General features: G+C 59.0%; 15 protein-coding genes (1 of these 15 cut by a window edge). 11 read left to right on the top strand and 4 right to left on the bottom strand.

All coding sequences use genetic code 11. The annotated features are described in order from the left end of the window. Positions 1-290, bottom strand: partial view of a M23 family metallopeptidase gene (locus G6R31_RS15645; protein WP_081608298.1) — the start only. It extends 328 nt beyond the left edge of the window; 290 of the gene's 618 nt are visible here — the first part of the coding sequence; its start codon is at positions 288-290; the stop codon falls past the left edge of the window. Between the two features lie 139 nt (positions 291-429). On the opposite strand from G6R31_RS15645, the gene G6R31_RS15640 reads away from it, so the two are divergent. From G6R31_RS15640 to G6R31_RS15615, 6 genes are all read left to right on the top strand, one after another. Beyond that, positions 430-699, top strand: a complete 270-nt coding sequence (locus tag G6R31_RS15640; RefSeq protein ID WP_017871104.1) for a transposase — start codon at positions 430-432, stop codon at positions 697-699. Then, positions 696-1,601 (top strand): IS3 family transposase, encoded by a 906-nt coding sequence (locus tag G6R31_RS15635; protein ID WP_017871103.1) that lies wholly within the window; start codon positions 696-698, stop codon positions 1,599-1,601. Before G6R31_RS15640 ends, G6R31_RS15635 begins: the two co-directional genes overlap by 4 nt. Beyond that, entirely contained in the window at positions 1,546-2,445 is a 900-nt protein-coding gene (locus tag G6R31_RS15630) for an IS4 family transposase (protein WP_225983292.1), read from the top strand. The genes G6R31_RS15635 and G6R31_RS15630 overlap by 56 nt, the downstream gene beginning before the upstream one ends. Positions 2,446-2,709: 264 nt before the next feature. Beyond that, positions 2,710-3,657, top strand: coding sequence for a tyrosine-type recombinase/integrase (locus tag G6R31_RS15625; protein ID WP_017871101.1), 948 nt, complete (start codon positions 2,710-2,712; stop codon positions 3,655-3,657). Positions 3,658-3,874: 217 nt separating this feature from the next. Continuing rightward, the gene (locus G6R31_RS15620) at positions 3,875-4,237 is read left to right on the top strand and encodes a type II toxin-antitoxin system RelE/ParE family toxin (RefSeq protein WP_017871100.1); all 363 of its coding nucleotides are present in this window, start codon (positions 3,875-3,877) and stop codon (positions 4,235-4,237) included. Continuing rightward, a complete protein-coding gene (locus G6R31_RS15615) occupies positions 4,234-4,554 on the top strand; it encodes a helix-turn-helix domain-containing protein (RefSeq protein ID WP_029732691.1) in 321 nt (106 codons plus the stop codon). The genes G6R31_RS15620 and G6R31_RS15615 overlap by 4 nt, the downstream gene beginning before the upstream one ends. Before the next feature lie 8 nt (positions 4,555-4,562). On the opposite strand, the gene G6R31_RS15610 is transcribed toward G6R31_RS15615, so the two are convergent. Together G6R31_RS15610 and G6R31_RS15605 are read right to left on the bottom strand one after the other, a co-directional pair. Continuing rightward, the gene (locus G6R31_RS15610; protein WP_152423704.1) at positions 4,563-4,892 is read right to left on the bottom strand and encodes a hypothetical protein; all 330 of its coding nucleotides are present in this window, start codon (positions 4,890-4,892) and stop codon (positions 4,563-4,565) included. Between the two features lie 119 nt (positions 4,893-5,011). Then, positions 5,012-5,722 (bottom strand): IS6 family transposase, encoded by a 711-nt coding sequence (locus G6R31_RS15605; RefSeq protein ID WP_081608295.1) that lies wholly within the window; start codon positions 5,720-5,722, stop codon positions 5,012-5,014. Positions 5,723-6,586: 864 nt separating this feature from the next. On the opposite strand from G6R31_RS15605, the gene G6R31_RS15600 reads away from it, so the two are divergent. From G6R31_RS15600 to G6R31_RS15590, 3 genes are all read left to right on the top strand, one after another. Beyond that, positions 6,587-7,195, top strand: a complete 609-nt coding sequence (locus G6R31_RS15600) for a ParA family protein (RefSeq protein ID WP_017871095.1) — start codon at positions 6,587-6,589, stop codon at positions 7,193-7,195. Beyond that, on the top strand, positions 7,185-7,439 hold the full coding sequence (locus tag G6R31_RS15595; RefSeq protein WP_017871094.1) for a hypothetical protein: 255 nt from the start codon (positions 7,185-7,187) through the stop codon (positions 7,437-7,439). The genes G6R31_RS15600 and G6R31_RS15595 overlap by 11 nt, the downstream gene beginning before the upstream one ends. Positions 7,440-7,532: 93 nt before the next feature. Next, on the top strand, positions 7,533-8,171 hold the full coding sequence (locus tag G6R31_RS15590; protein WP_081608294.1) for an HNH endonuclease signature motif containing protein: 639 nt from the start codon (positions 7,533-7,535) through the stop codon (positions 8,169-8,171). A 106-nt stretch (positions 8,172-8,277) separates the two neighbouring features. On the opposite strand, the gene G6R31_RS15585 is transcribed toward G6R31_RS15590, so the two are convergent. Continuing rightward, on the bottom strand, positions 8,278-8,517 hold the full coding sequence (locus G6R31_RS15585) for a hypothetical protein (protein WP_152423703.1): 240 nt from the start codon (positions 8,515-8,517) through the stop codon (positions 8,278-8,280). A 1,267-nt stretch (positions 8,518-9,784) separates the two neighbouring features. Here G6R31_RS15585 and G6R31_RS15580 point away from each other — a divergent pair. After that, positions 9,785-9,946, top strand: coding sequence for a hypothetical protein (locus G6R31_RS15580; protein ID WP_161617995.1), 162 nt, complete (start codon positions 9,785-9,787; stop codon positions 9,944-9,946). Between the two features lie 1,293 nt (positions 9,947-11,239). Further along, a complete protein-coding gene (locus G6R31_RS15575) occupies positions 11,240-11,380 on the top strand; it encodes a hypothetical protein (RefSeq protein ID WP_017871089.1) in 141 nt (46 codons plus the stop codon). The last annotated feature ends 4,560 nt before the right edge of the window (positions 11,381-15,940 follow it).

The following is a 15,940-nucleotide window of genomic DNA, read 5'->3' as shown; positions in this document are numbered from 1 at the left end:
CGACCCACGACAGGCATGACAGCACTCACGCGGATGGAAGCGGGGCGCACTGTCACAACACTGCCCCCAGTGCGAACCGTGGAGCCAGCTTGAGCTGGGAGTTGCAGCACTTGACCTATTTGTAATGCCTGCTGCGGATTGACTCCCCTGTTGGTTTCCAACAATGCCTGGAGAGTTGTGCCATTCTGACGAGCAATCCCATAGAGGGTGTCGCCTGGCTTCACCCTGACTGTGGTGGCCGAAGCCAACGCGAAAGACGCAAGGAAAATCAACATGAACTGACGGCGCATTGGGCGGCAGGCTAAAGGAAAAATGTTAAGTTTCCGTAAAGGTCTGGTATGCCCTTGGAGTGCCCCCCAGAAACTGGACGGTCATCGCTAGACACTCAGGCTCACTCCCAGCCCTAGGCTGGAAAGCGAGGCCACACCAATGAAAACACGTCAGTTCTCCGAAGACCAGATCGTCAAGCTTCTCCAGGACGCCAAAAAGGGCGACAAATCCGTTGAAGAGCTGTGTCGCGACCTGGGATGCAGCACCGCGTCCTTCTACGCCTGGAAGAAGAAATACGGCGACACCAATGTCGACGAAGCCCGCAGGCTTCGTCAGCTCGAAAAGGAAAATGCTCGTCTCCTGCGGATCGTGGGTCAACAACGCCTGGAGATCGACGCGATGAGGGACGTGATTCAGAAAAAGCGGTGACGCCCACCGAGAAGCGTGCTGTGGTGAGGGAACTCGTCACAGCACGGGTCAAGCCCGAACGGGCTTGCTTCCTGGTGGGCCTGCCCAAATCCACCTGGTATTACCAGACCAAACCGCGCCAGGACGACGAACTCCGGCAACGCATCCGTGAGCTGGCGCTGCTCCATCCACGTCGGGGCTACCGGTTCATTCACGCCCTGCTCCTGCAGGAAGGGCATCACCTCAACCGGAAGAAAGTCCGGCGCCTCTGGCGCGAGGAGGCGCTGACCGTGGGAATCCCAGTCAGGAGAAAAATTCGCACTGGGACGTCCATTCCCATGCAGTCCGAGTTTCCGGATCACGTCTGGACCTACGATTTCATCTTCGATCAAACCCTGGGGGGAGGCACGCTGAAGATCCTGACCCTGACGGACGAGTTCACCCGTCAGTCCCTGGCTCTGCGCGCCCGCGAGTCCTTCACGTCCATGGACGTGAAGGACGTTCTGCACGAAGTTATCGCCCAGCGTGGTGCGCCTGGATTCATTCGCAGCGACAACGGCCCGGAGTTCATCGCCAGGGACCTGGGCATCTGGTTGGCCCTTCAGGACATCGGCACCCGGTTCATCCATCCCGGAAAACCCTGGCAGAACGGCTTTGCCGAGAGTTTTCACTCTCGGCTGCGGGAGGAGTGTCTGAACCAGGAGGTGTTCTACTCGGCTCGACACGCCCAGGTGGTCCTGGATGGCTACCGCGAGTTTTTCAACGCCAGGAGGCCACATTCGTCACTGGGCTACCGGACGCCCGACCAGTTTGCTGAGCAGGCCAGGGGACGGCCTGCCGACCCCCCTTGCGGACAACCCACCGCAAATGTGGCCGTCAGTCCTTCCCCTGGACAAGAAATGGAAGCCACTGTTGTACCCTAGACCTGAGCCGAGTCTCTACTCGAAACCGTCCAACTTTTGGGGCCAGCCCAACCGCACCAACTGGAAGTTGGGCGGTCAAGACGTCAATATTCTCGTTCTCGCAGTCATCTGGCGAGGCGTAGCCATTCCCCTCTTGTTTGAGTTCCTTGACCACAGTGGGAACAGCAACGCGGCGACCCGGCTGCTCATTCTTGAGGACGCACTCGAGATTCTGCATTGCCAGGACATCTTCACCCTCTATGGCGACCGTGAATTCATCGGCCAGGACTGGGTTGATGGTCTGATTGACCAGGGTATCCCGGTCACCATCCGTATACGGTACACCACGTCCATCGACGGTTTGCCCGGCAGCGAGTGGCTGAGCGACCTGCAACCTGGTGCAGTAGGGGTTCTGCTCGATGACGTTGAGGTCTTTGGCTCACCGATGAACGTCGTGGGGACATTCACGACAGATGGGGAGACGCTGCTTGTGGCGAGTAACGCGATGAAATCGCACAAAATTCTGAAAGCCTACCGGAAACGGTGGAAAATCGAGTGCCTGTTTCGAGCGCTGAAATCCAAGGGATTTCAGCTTGAGAACACCCACATGACGCTCCATGACCACCTTGAACGGTTGCTCTGCGTGCTGACCTTGGCCTACGTGTGGTGCATTCTGGTCGGGCTTCAACAAAGTGTTCGACTCAAAACCCACGGAAGGAGGGCGTGGAGTGTCATCACCTTGGGTCTGAGAGAATTGGTACGGGCGTGGAGCCAGCCTGAAAAACAGCGTGAGGTACAGATACTTGCCTTTATTGACCTCTTTTCTCCATCCCAGACGGGATTTTTGGAAACTGTCGGGTACTGAGCAACAGAGACCTCCATATCGGGAATAGTTCCAGTCAACTACCGGATTTTGCGCCAATCGGGTCATCAGGCCTATAGGCATGCCCCATTACTGAATACCCGCAGGGGCAGCGATTCTATCAGTTGAGCCGTAGCTACCTCAAAGTCAAGACTCGACACCTTTCAAACGTCCAGTGTCACCATTTAGACACAAATCAAGGCTTTAGTGTGTAGGTTTTGACAATAAATGTCATTATTGTCAAAACCTGCTAAGCTGAACTCGACCGTGACTCTGGCCCTTCCGACCAGCGCTTTGGCCCTGAGTGACCTCACCGATCAGGCGCTGCGGGTCAGGGCGGTCGAGGCCGCCGCGAACTATGACGTGGAAGGTCTGACGCAGGTGCTGATGGCCTACATGCGATCCGGAAGCACGCAGGGCAGCCGGACAAGTCAGCACACCTTGACCGCTTACCGTCTGGGCGTCCGGAGTTTCGTTCCGTGGGCACAGGCCAGTGGTGTGCAACTGCTCCGTCCCGGGCGGCGCGACGGCGGGCGCTACCTCGCGTATCTGCAAGAACGCCCTAGCAGTGGGCGGGGCCGCTCCGGAAAGCTGTCCGCCGCGACCGTTCAGCAGTACGTCGCTGCCGCCAGGGCGCTCTACCGCGCTCTGGACTGGGCGGGCGCGACCCAGATCAACCCCTTCACCAACGTCAGTCCACCACAAGACCGCACACCGGCCATCGTCAAAAGGCCCCCTTACCGCGATGAACTTGAGGAAGTACTGCACTCCTGCGATAAGGAACTCAGTGCGCTTTTGCTGCTGTGCGCCCACGCAGGACTCCGCATCGGGGAGGCGTTGCAGGTCAAAGCAGGCGATATCGATAGAAATATCCTCACCGTTTACGGTAAAGGCGGCAAAATACGACGCGTTCCACTGGGAAAACGTGTGCGAGAAGCCTTACGCGAGGTCATTCCCCAAACTGACAACAAGTTGTTCCACTGGACGTACAGCCAGGCGGCCTACCGGATGCGCAAGGCGTGTCGCGCTGCTGGTCATCCGGGCTTCTGGCGCGGATTTCATGCGGCACGCAAGTCCAGCGGCACGCGGCTGTATCAGAAAGTCGGTGATTTTACCCGCGTAGCCGTATTTTTGGGGCATTCCAGTGTGGACACCACCCGCAAGTATGTGGCGGTCACAGACGATGACGTTTCGGCAGAGGTCGAGGATTTTTGACAGGTACTTTTACCCTCAGAAGGTTACCGAGGCCCCTTCACGGCCTTCCTGTGAGGAAGTTGAAAAGACGACGGCTGCAGCGGCTTATTTGAAAGTTGTCGGAGTTCGCCTCGGAGAATGAACCTGAACTGGCCCACGCCACCGCCACTCCCCTGGAAGTGCTGGCCAGTAAACCCAGGGAGACACAACAGATATGACATATATGTCATAATCAGCCATGGTCTGGGAGATCATTCTGGTGGGTGAAGTGGATGAATGGTTCGCAGGGCTTGATCACGCCACTTCACAACTGGTGACGGCAGCGCTGGACTTACTGGAAGACCGTGGGCCAATGTTAGGTCGGCCCCTGGTCGATACCCTGACTGGCTCGCAACTGGCGAATCTCAAGGAACTGCGCCCTGGTTCAGTGGGACAGACCGAAATACGCATCCTGTTTGTTTTCGACCCCAAACGGCAGGCCATTTTGCTCACAGCAGGTGATAAAGCAGGGCAATGGACACAGTGGTACACCGAGCATATTACGCTGGCAGAAAGTCGCTACGACCTCTGGCTGGCGGGTCACTACGAGGAGGAGCTATGAAAGCCAGAAACTGGAAGGCAGTGCGTCAGGAAGCTGAACAAGCCGGACGTATTGATGAAAGCCAAGTGGCTGCACTGCGGGGAGAGATGCTGGCGCAGGTACGCGCTTACAAACTCGCCGAAGTTCGGGCTGCGTCAGGACTCAGCCAGCAGGAACTGGCTGAGCAACTTCAGGTGTCTCAGTCACGAATTTCACGTATAGAGCACGGTGACCTCGACAGAACCGAACTGGCTACCCTCCGTAAATTTGCGCGGGCGATCGGCGGGGAGCTTGAATTGACCCTCAAGCTCGGTGATGAACGCTTTACACTGGGTTGAACGACCCATCACTCGCCACGTTTTTTGCGTTCAAAGCTCTTGGCGAGCCACCTGCTTTGTGCGGCACTGATCAGGCCCCGCTCTACGGCCTGCATTGTGGCCTGATCCAGCAGTTCAGGTGAAAGGTCGGTGCCCACCATATCCTGCAGGGTGCGCAGGACGGACGTGACCTGGAATCCATGTTGCGTCTGCTGGTCGGCAACAGGAATCTCATTGGTGTGCAGCTGGACGCCCGGCGGTGCCACTTTACGAAACCCTCTGGGTACCGAGAGGTGAATCTGTTCTGGAAGCAGGTCACTGAGTTCATGGAACGCCAGCGCCGTGTGGTGGGAGACCACCGCCTGCGCTTCACCCTGACGGTTGCGGCTCCAGAGACTCAGTTCAGCCAGATGTTCGTCAGGAGGGTTCTGGCAACTTAACTTCGCCGAGGTAAAACGACCCGAAGTGAGCCTGAGTTTCAGGCTGCTTGTTGCAACGCTTCATGCCATACCCGCGTTGCGGAGGTCTGATTCACTCGTCTTTGACTGGCTGGGACTGTGGTTCTGGTCTGGCGATGAAGATTGGCAGTGCGGGCGTGCAGAGCGAGGAATTCCTGAGTTCGTCGTCGTCTTTTGAATCCGATTTGCTGTCGTTCCCGTTGTCTGGTCGGTCGATGTGATTGTTCGACCAGATTGTTGCAGCGAGCACTCGATACCACTTGGACGTGCTCCACGGAGTGGAGCACGGGTAATTCCCGGATAGCTGCACCATAACTCCAGAGCTTATCTGTATGAATGGCCTGTGGGACGTCGTATTCCCTCAGCAAGCGAGTAAAGAATGTTTTGGCGGCCTCAGTATCACGGTGTTCCTGTAGGAGGACGTCCAGCACGGCACCCTGTTCATCCACCGCTCTCCAAAGCCAGTGTTTGATCCCACCAACGACAACATGCACCTCATCCAGATGCCACCGGGAACCCCGTCGGGGTTCCCGGTGGCGCAATTCTTCAGTGAGGAGCGGAGCGAATTTGATGTTCCACTGGCGAAGGGTTTCGTGACTGACGTGGATTCCTCGTTCATGAAGAAGCTCTTGAACATCACGTTGGCTAAGCGGAAAGCGGTGGTACAGCCACAGGGCATACCCAATCACGCTCAGTGGGAAACGGTGTCGATAGGGTTTCCGGTCAGTCACAGCTCAGGAGCCTATCAGCGTTAACTTGCCAGAACCGTTCTGACTATTTTAGAGAAAAATCTGGTCGGAAGATTCCAGACTGGTCAGATGCCTTCTAAGGTTATGCTAACACCGATTAGCGGAAATAGAAATTCATAGAGGGGAGTTTTTCGCAAATCGCCCCCATCCATGCTTCAAGCCACCTCTCCAAAGCCGTATGACCTCCAGGTCACAAATTTTTTTCCAAGCCCCTTGACGTGGCTTACAGCGCCTCATTATTTTCTCACTCAAAGAGAACCGTCATTTTTCCTGCAAGGAGCCAGTAGCCACTGTCCAGAATACCTTTGACGAAATCACTAAAACTTTTTCTAGTGAAATGGTGAAAAACTGCCGCTATTGCTGGAAGCTAAGTTGCCGGGGCAGCTACTCGACCCCAACACATAGATGCCAGCGGATGGTGTAGGCATATATAACTGGTTTTTCACCTTTTCACTAAATAGTGAAAAGGTGGTGAGTAGCTTGCGGGAAGCTCACTTGAGGTCTTGCAACGCTACTTAAAGGTCTATAGGGGTCAGAGAGACTAGGCTCGCACCGAGGTCGGTCTAAGAGTCAAAGGGGAAAACCCATGCCGCCCCCTCAAGCAGTGCCTCGGGAAAACAGAGAGCGGCACTCCCGCTACTCTCGTAGGAAGTCCACCAAGGCATAAAAGCTCGACTGGCTTGCACTACACCTTAGCGCAAGTCTGTCTCACTTTTTCACCAAAACACTAATTAGTGAGGAGGTCGGTTAGTCGGCGCTGGCCTCCAAACCCTCTGCCCAAATAGTGAATTAGTTCTTCCATCTTTTCACATTTACTTTTTTTAGTGAAAACACTAGAATCAGGCCATGAAGATTTTTAGCGTCGCCAACATGAAGGGCGGGGTGGGCAAGACCACCACAGCCGTGCAACTGGCCCAAGGATTAGGTAAAAAGGGTAAGACCTTGCTGCTGGATGCTGACCAAGAATTGCAGTGCGCTGTCGCCTGGAGAACCAGTGAAGACCCCTCTTGGACATTCGACGTAGCTCGTTACGGTGAGGACGCCCCTAGGCGCATGAAGGGCTACGACTACGTTGTTATTGACTCCAAGGGAAATGAACAGGGTCACGACCTCGTCAGCCTCGCTCGCGCCAGCCACCTCCTTATCGTCCCCACCCGGCCTGAAGGGGTCTCTGCAACAGGGCTGGCAAATACCCTGAGTCCTCTAGTTGAGGCTGGTGTCAAGAACTTCAAAGTCCTGGTCGTGGTCAATGAAGGTGGGCGAGGCGAGGAGCTGCGCGAGCACCTAGCCGAGAATAAAATTCCCGCCTTTGTCAGCATGGTTCGCAAGTCTACGGCTGTCGGGGACGCAGCAGAGCAGCACATTCCTTTGGAAGCCTCTTCCAACCGCTACGCCAAAACTGTGGCTCTGGAGTATCAGTCTGTTCTACGGGAGGCCCTGGCTTATGGCGGTTAAGAAAAGCCGCTTTGAGCAGTTACAGGTGCTCAAGAAGGCGGACAGTGCAGAAGAGGTCTCTCCTGCCCAGTTGGCTGCCTTGAAAGAAGCCAATCCCCTGGAATCCCTCTCCAGTCAAATGCGGCGTGACCTCAAATCGGCTCTCAAACAGGCCAGCGCTCGGGAACACCGCAAGCAGTATCAACTCATCGAGGAGGCTGTCATCGCCTACTTGGAGAAGAAGCACCCAAGCTTACTGGAATAGTGATTTCACTAAAACATGAAATAGTGCTTTAGTCTTAGCGCGAAATAGTGCTTTAGTGAACACGTATAGGACGACTTTTTGAGCTGATTAGTAATGCCAAAAGCGAAGAGGGGAGAGGAGAGGAAGCCCGTGAGACAACGTAAGGTCTACGCCCACACCCGCGACCCGCGTAGTGGCAAAAGGGTACTGGCTCACCGCTGGATTGCTGAGCAGTCGCTGGGTCGGCCCCTGTTGCCCCGCGAGGTTGTCCATCACAAGGATGGCAATAGTCTCAACAATGACCCGAGTAACCTCATCGTGCTTCCCAGCCAGCGGGTACATGCCCATGCTGAATTTCACCTGCGGCGGGTTAGGAGCGGAATGCCGAGCCTCTTTCCCGAGTTCTTCCAGGTCATCCCCTCAGACACCTGGGGAACCCTCTTTGCACACGTCTTGGTCTGGCAAGGGCAGGAGCCACCACTCCCACAAAAGGTTGAAGCGAAGCCGCAACAAAGCTCCAGCACCCAGCCCACTCTTTTTCCTCCCCCGCAGGAGCGGTCACTGACACCGCTGCTCCCTGAAATAGAACCAGGGGTCTGCTTGGTCGGTGAACTCCTCGCCCGCTTCCAAGTACAGGTTGGATACGAGGGTGGGGAAATGCACGTACCTATCCACCATGCTGGTTTGGCTAACCTGGCAAGGGACAGACAACTTTTGGAGACAGCAGCTTGTCGGCAGGAGATAGCAGATTGAGGCTGCTGCGCCAATCCATAACCTTACTCAACATCCCAAAGCGGATGAGCAACTTGGGAAAAATCAGACTGCCCACCTTTAGCGTGGGCAGTCTGATTTAGTCAGTTCAATCGCTTTCTTTCTGAGAAAGCGCACTGCCAGCAGCCGACTTGGACTTGGCACCCGTGTCGTCGCTTTGCAGGACTTCGGAAGCAGATTCAGCGGCATCATCACCCGTGCTACGACCCGAATTCACCTGGGAGAGTGCGCTACCTGCGGCGGACTTGGAGTCATCACTCGTGCGTCCATCACGCAAAGTAGCAGAAGCGTTCGAGGCCGCTTTGGAACCCGTTGTTTTGTCACTCATGAAATACCTCCTTAGCTGATATGTACAGAGCATATCGAAGAGCGACTGCTTGGTCAACGGTCAGTCTCACTCCTGCGAACACAATGCCCTCCCCGCTTTCCCTTTATTTTACAAGCCACAAACTTGGGGGCGTCCCACCGCCCTCACCCCGCGTCATCTCCCCTGGCCCTGCCCGCGTCCCCCCATCGTCGTCTGGCCTGCCTCCCCCCCCTGCTGGAATCTTTTTTAAGGCCACAGCCCAGGCGTGAGCACCCCTGCAAGCTCTGGACTGGCCTGCGATACCCGCCCGGTGTCTGCTGGGCCTCCTGGGGGCCAATGGTGCGAAAGGGGAGAGGGCGTAAGGCGACTTCAGTGCTCCAAGTCCGTTCTCCTCTCCCGAGCAGCCTGGGCCTGGGCGATAAGCTGCCGCCGCCTGACCACCTGAGTATCCGTGCTCGCCCGCGCAGATTCCACCTGACCGCTCGCGTGTTCCCCTCTCTGGTCTCTCCAGTTGGTGACAGCCTGGGCCTGGGCCGTAAGCTGTCCGGGTATGCCCCGGCCTCCCCGTTCCCGCTCAGGGAATCCAGTTTCCAAGTTGCGCCTTCCCCCCCGGAAGGTGAGTCGGGCCGTGCGGGAAAAAAAATCACAGACCCTTGCGCCCAGCGGCCCCGCCTGGACTTGGGTGCTGGGCATCCTGGTGCTGACGGTTCTCGCGGCAGCCCTGCTCGTCCTCCGCGCTCAGGGATAAGCACTCACACCTGCACCTGAGTCGTCTGCACCTTCAGGGTGTGCCCTATCTCTGGTCTCTGCTCATGGGTGACCGTCTTCAGTGTTCGTCTTCGGTGTTTGTCTTCAGTGGCCGTGGTCAGCGGGACAGGCAACGGGATGCGGCACAGGTGGCAGAGAGCGGATGGCAGAGAGCGGATGGCAGACAGTCCAGGCTCTGCTTCGCCCCTTTTCAAGTCCAGCCTGAGCCGTGGAACTTTGGAAAGACCCTGGCACTGCTGAACCGACTGCCTTCCGCGCAGCGGCCCGTGCCCCGCAGGGCCAGGGCGCGGCTTCCTTCTGGCCTGCGGCAACCGGGGTGGGAGCGCGGGGGATTGTGGCTCGCGTCTCTCCATGAGCCACAATGGGCCGCGTGCCTGGAAGCGTGAGCGCAGACCACAGGGAGGGGTGCCGGGGTTGCCCCCTGTAAAAAAAACGGAGACGGGGCACCGGAGGTGACCCGCGCTACAGGTTTGGGGGCAAGGGCGGCGCATGACCGTCCCTCGTCAGAGGGGCGGGCGTGGTGAATACCTACAGAGGGGAAGGGGGAGGGGCTGGCCCCTACCGCTTCCCCGCTCTCACAGGTGAAGGTGAACACGCCTCGCGTGTTCACCTTCACCTCTCGGTGACCGGGCAAAAGGAATGCCGGGTGGTGCCCGGTGAAGCCGGGCGACAGTGGGCATGACCAGGGGGGCGCGAGAGTGGAAGGCGAGCGGGTGTTGTTCCCGCTTGCCTGTAACGGCAGCGCTCCTCTGCTACCGCGCCCAGCGGAAGGGGAAGTGGCGGGCTGGCCCGGCACGTCCCGCCCCCGGTCACCGCACTCCAGGGAGCATCCCAACTCTGGGGTGCTCTTTCTGAAGAATGGGCAGGCCGGGCTGAGACCTCAGCTCGCTTCAGCGGGGTAACCCTAAGCGGCATCGCTTACGGGTTGGGAAGAGCGGGTGGTGATGACCCTCGCCCCCCGGTCAAGGGTGAAGCTCGCCACCCGGACGCGCTGACCTGCCCCGGCGCGTCAGACCGAAACCCTAAGCGGCAAGGCTTAGGCATTGAGGGCAGCCCGGCTCCGCTCGTCCCTCGCCTCACTCCAGCGAAAGGCGGGGCGGCGGGTGAGTGGCTTCCGGGTGAGTGGCTTCGAGTCCACACCGCACCCGGCTCGCCGTAACCCTAAGCGCCAGAGCTTAGGCCATAGCCAGACACGAGCAGAGCTTGAGGCCACAGGCCAGGGCGGGGCAGGGTGACTGCCGGGAAGTGGGCGGCGAGTGACCTCCTCTGCTCTGCCCAGGCCCAGGCAGCAGCCGGAGAGGAAAGGCGGGGCATGGTCACCCGCCTCTCTGGTGGTATTGGTTACGCCCTGGCCTGAGCTGAAAGAGGGGAAAGCATAGGCGACTGCCTGAGCTGAGTTGGGCAGTCGAGCAGGCGAGTGTCAGACCGGGTGCGGGATGCAGCTTGGGCTTCAGCAGGTGAGGGTCACTCCACGCCGCTACGTTCCACCCTTCAGGCTGGACTTGCAAAGGGGCGAAGCAGAGCCTGTGCTTGATGACTGAAGGCAGTGCGAGAGCTGAGCAACTGGGGGGCCGGGCAGGTGAAGGCGGTGCGAGAGCTGGGCGACTGAGGGGCCGGGCAGGTGAAGGCCGTGCGCGTCCTGCCTCGTGGGTGGCCGGACAGGTGAAGGCGGTGCGAGAGCTGGGCGACTGAGGGAAGTGGAGAGTTCGCAGGGGGCGGGCGATGTAGCAGGCGGGGCCGTGTCTCCCCATCTGGAATATGCCTGCCCGCCCCCGGTCTGGCCCTCCCCTCTCGGGACGCGGGGTAAGCACCTCGCCTCGCCACTCGCGGGTGAGGTCTTCAGGTGTCCGGGTGAGGTGTCGCGTTCCCGGTCTCACCTCCCTCTCTCGCCCGGTCTCGCCTACATCATTCGCGTAACCCTAAGCGCATTCGCTTATGGTTTCCGGTTTGCCCCTCCCCGCTTCCATATCAGGGTATGGAACTGAAGACACGACTGAAGCTGGAAGCTGAAGCCCGAGCGTGGGAACTGAAGTGCCTGCGCCTGCATCATCTCGCGGGGATGCTGCGTGACCTGAGCCTGAATCCGCAGACCACTGAACCCGAGCACGCTGGCTGAACTCGGTCACGCCCCATCCGGGTGCTCGCCACAGGTGAAGGCCGCGAGCTGGCTGAGCTGGCTCCGTGGATTGCCGCCGGGCCTCCCTCGCCGGGTGACCTCACCGCTGGCAAAGTTGCGCCAGCAGGAATCACGCATCGCTCGTCGGGTGACCAGCCGGGTGACCACACGCCGGAGAGTCAGCAGGCGTCGAGGTCACTGAGGGTAGGGGCGCTCCTCTCCTTTCGGGGGCGGGAGTGCGGAGTACAGGAAGCACCTCGCCCCTGGGTTCGCGGGTGGAGTCTTGGGGTGCCGGGTGACCGGGTGAGGTGTCACGGCCCGGCCTCACCTCCACGCCTCGCCCGGTCTCTCCACTCGCGTAACCCTAAGCGCCAGGGCTTACGGTGGAATTCCGAAACCCTAAGCGGCAGAGCTTACCGGGTGGAGTGACCTGCCCACTTCCGCTGCAAGCCGGGCCGGGGCAGGTCAGTCACTGCCTGCCTCCCCGCGTCATGGTCTGCCTGCCTTGCCCAACTCCTCTCGCATAACCCTAAGCGCCTGGGCTTGGGAGTTACTGGCTCCGGCTGCTGCCTGGGCCTGAGCAGAGAGAGCCGAGGCAGGTCAGTCGAGCCAGATTGGGGAGACAGCAGAGCAGGGAATTGAGCGGGCACCCGCAACCGAAGGGGGGGTAGGCTGAGCGTTGTGATTCGGGACAGCAAGCAGAGCGGAGCGGCGCTTGCATCTTTGGCCCGAATCACGTAGTTAGCTCAGACTCAGGGGGGTGCGCCCCCCTCCTAAATCACCCACCACTGACATCAGAAAAAAATCACGGCCAACCTGAGCGGGCAGAAAAAACTGAGCGACACTCCAGGCCAACAGCGGACACGGCGAAGACTTGCCCTGCGCCGACTGACCATGCACCGACTGACCATGCTCGGAGTGACCTTGACCCTGACCATGCTTCAACCTCAGACCTCACGCCTCGTGACCTTGCAAGAGCTGGCCTGACTCCGACTGCTGACCTCACACGCCTTGCCCCAACTGACGATGCTCGTGCTCTGCCGACTGACGATGCACGGACTGACCTTGCAAAAGCTGAGCTGACTTCGGCCTCTGACCTCACACGCCTTGCGCCGACTGACCATACTCGGACTGACCATACTCGGACTGACCATGCAAGGGCTGGCCTGACTCCGACTGCTGACCTCACACGCCTTGCGCCGACTGACGATGCACGTGCTCTGCCGACTGACGATGCACGGACTGACCTTGCAAAAGCTGAGCTGACTCCGACTGCTGACCTCGCACACCTTGCGCCGACTGACGATGCACGTGCTCTACCGATTGACCCTGCTCGCCTTACGCCTCGTGACCCTGCCAAAGCTGAGCTGACTTCGGCCTCTGACCTCGCACACTTTGCGACGGCTGACGATGCTCTTGCCCTGCCGACTGACCATGCTCGGAGTGACCTTGCCAAAGCTGACCTGACTCTGCTCGCCTTATGCCTCGTGACCTCACTCGCCCCGGCCCCGACTGACCGTGCTGATGCTCCGCCGACTGGTGAGCCTGGAGTGACATCGGCGCTCGCCACTCGTGACCTCGTGACCTCTTGCCACCTGAGTCGGGACGGTCTGACCCTGGTGCTGGTGCCAGAGCAGAAGCGAGAGAGGGAAGGCGGTGCGAGTGCTGGGCGACTGGGGGAAGTGAAGAGTCCGCAGGGGGGAGTGCGGTGGTCAGGCGATGGCCCGGCTCGCTCAGTTGGTCTCGGAACATCTGAAGGGGCAGCCCGGCCTTCTCCCTCCAGCCTGACCCTCCGAATGATGAGAGCGGAGGGATTTGAGGCGCGAATGATGAGAACGGGAGTCCAGGGGGAGCCGGGGGCCATCACGGGGGGCAGGCCGGGCTGGCTCGGGGGTCGGAGAGCGGGGTTTTGGGTACGCTTCGGCCAGGGCCAAGAGGGGGGTGGAAACGGGGTGGATTTCGGGGGGGGAAGAGGGGTGGATTTGGGGGGAAATTTGAGGGGAGCGGTGCGGGGTGGAAAGGGGGGTTTTTGGGGGGGTGGGGATGCGCGTGCGTGTATGGGGCTTTGGGCTGGACTAATTAACTCGTTGGGGGGGTTTAGGTCGGACAACTTAACTAAACGCCTCCCTAACTTATCGGGCAGCAGTGACAGTTTTTCTGTCATGTCTCCCTGATTTCTTATCGCGCAACGATGACAGTTTTTCTGTCATCGCTTCCCCTCCTGCCCCCTCCATTTTCGGGCCGATTTTCAGCCCCTTTTGACCCCTCTTTCGGCCCCTTCTGACCGGGCGGTCAGGGGCTGGTCTGGGGGGTCGGGATGGCTCCTGCTTCTGCCCTCTGGCCTCTCCGGCGAGGGCCGCCACCTTCCGCTTTATGAGGATTATTAGATTTGAGATTCAGGTAAGAGGGGATGGTTTTGGGGTCGGGATGACGCTCCGGGTGCCTCAGATTTTTGCCCTCTTCGGTCACTCAGTTCGGGTGGTCGGCCACCAGATTCCGGGGGTCGGCAGCCTGCTGTCCGGTGACTTTTTGGAAGGGTAAGCGGCTCCGCTTAGGGTATCGGGAGAGGGATTTTCGGGGAGCTGACCCTGCCCTTTTCGGTGTCCGCTCGCCTCCAAAATTTGTCGAGTAGAGACCTTCTGTTCCCCTCCATTTTTGGTTCCCGGCCTTCCGATTTGGACACTCGCCGGGGGTCGCTTGCCTGGATTTTTGAGCCGTTCTCCCTTCAGCTTTCTGCCCAGTTCGGTCACTCGCTTGGGGTGGTCGGCCACCAGATTTCAGGCATCGTCGGCCTGCCTTTTGGTGACTTTTTGGAAGGGTAATCGCCTGCGCTTAGGGTTTCGGGAGAGGGGATTTCGGGGGGCTGAACCTGCCCTTTTTGGTGACCATTCGCCTCCAAAATTGGTCAGGCAAGGTCGTCTCGGGTCACTCCATTTTTAGGTTCTCGGCCCTCCGATTTGGACACTCGCCGGGGGTCGGTGCCCCTGATTTTGGAGAGGGTCACCGCCTGATTTTCTTGCGGATTGGTGTCTCTGTTGTCCCAGATTTTTGCCCAGTTCGGTCAGTCCTTTGGGGTGGTCGGCCAGTAGATTTCAGGCATCGTCGGCCCCCCTCCCGGTCACTTTTTGGAAGGGTAAGCGGCTCCGCTTAGGGTTTCGGGAGAGGGGATTTCGGGGGGCTGAACCTGCCCTTTTTGGTGACCATTCGCCTGCAAATTTGGTCGGGCAGAGACCTTCTGTTCCCCGCCATTTTCGGGTTCACGGCCCTCCGATTTGGACACTCGCCGGGGGTCGGTTGCCTTGATTCTGGAGAGGGTAACGGCATGATTTTTTTGGGGATGTGGTGTCTCGTTTGGGGTGGTCGGCCATCAAATTTCAGGGGTCGGCTGCCTGCTGTCCGGTGACTTTTCGGAAGGGTAAGCGGCTCCGCTTAGGGTTTCGGGAGAGGGGATTTTGGGGAGCTGAACCTGCCCTTTTCGGTGACTGCTGACCCCTAAAATTCCCCGGTCAAAGTCGCCCGCCCAGCTCCATGTTTAGCCCACGCCCCTGCTGCAACTTCCCAGATTCTGCCCGCCTTCGGCCTTCACTTTCAGGTGTCTCCGCTCTCCGATTTCGTCACTCGCCGGGGGTTGCTCGGCTGGATTTTAGAGAGGGTGACGGTCTGATTTCTGGCCTGGACTGTCTCGGATTTTTGCTCTCTTCGGTCACTCAAGCGGGGTGGTCAGCCAGTAGCTTTCAGGGGTCGGCGGCCTGCCTTCGAGTGACTTTTTGGAAGGGTAAGCGAGTGCGCTTAGGGCATCGGGAGAGAGGATTTCGGGGAGCTGACCCTGCCCTCTCCGGTGTCCGTTCGCCTTCAAAATTGGTCGGGTAGAGACCTGCTGTTGCCCTCCATTTTCTGACTCGTGGCTCTCCGATTTGGGCACTCGCCGGGGTCGCCAGTGTGAATTTTGGAGAAGGTCACCGCCTGATTTTTGAGGGCGCATGGTGACCCAGTTGCCCCAGATTTCTGCCCTCTCTAGTCACTCACTGGGGGTGGTCGGCCAGTAGATTTCGGGGGTCAGCAGCCTGTTTTCGGGTGACTTTTTGGACGGGTAAGCGTAGCCGCTTAGGGTTATGCGAGAGAGGATTTCGGGGGACTGCCCCTGCCCTTTTCGGTGGCCGCACGTCTCCAAAATTTGTCGGGCAGAGACCTGCTGTTCCCCTCCATTTTCTGACTCGTGGCTCTCCGATTTGGATGCTCGCCGGGGGTCGGCGGCCCTGATTTTGGAGCCGTCATCCCTCCAGATTTCTGCTCAGTTCGGTCACTCGCTTGGGGTGGTCGGCCAGTAGATTTCAGGGGTCGTCAGTCTACCTGCGGGTCATGTTTTCAAAGGGTAAGCGCCTGAGCTTAGGGTTTGCGGAGAGGGGTCATCGAGCTGGCCGTCCCTCCTCTTTTTGGTCACGGCCCGCCTGCTGGGTTACCCAGTCTGGGTTCCGATTCCCCTCTACTTTTGGCCTCTCGCCTCTCTTCTTTTGGGTGCCTGTCGGGGGGGTAACTCACCCTGATTTTTGAGAGCGCCTG

It is taken from the genome of Deinococcus wulumuqiensis R12 (assembly GCF_011067105.1).
In the GTDB taxonomy this organism is placed as follows: Bacteria; Deinococcota; Deinococci; order Deinococcales; family Deinococcaceae; genus Deinococcus; species Deinococcus wulumuqiensis.
This window is presented reverse-complemented; position numbering and strand designations above follow the sequence as displayed.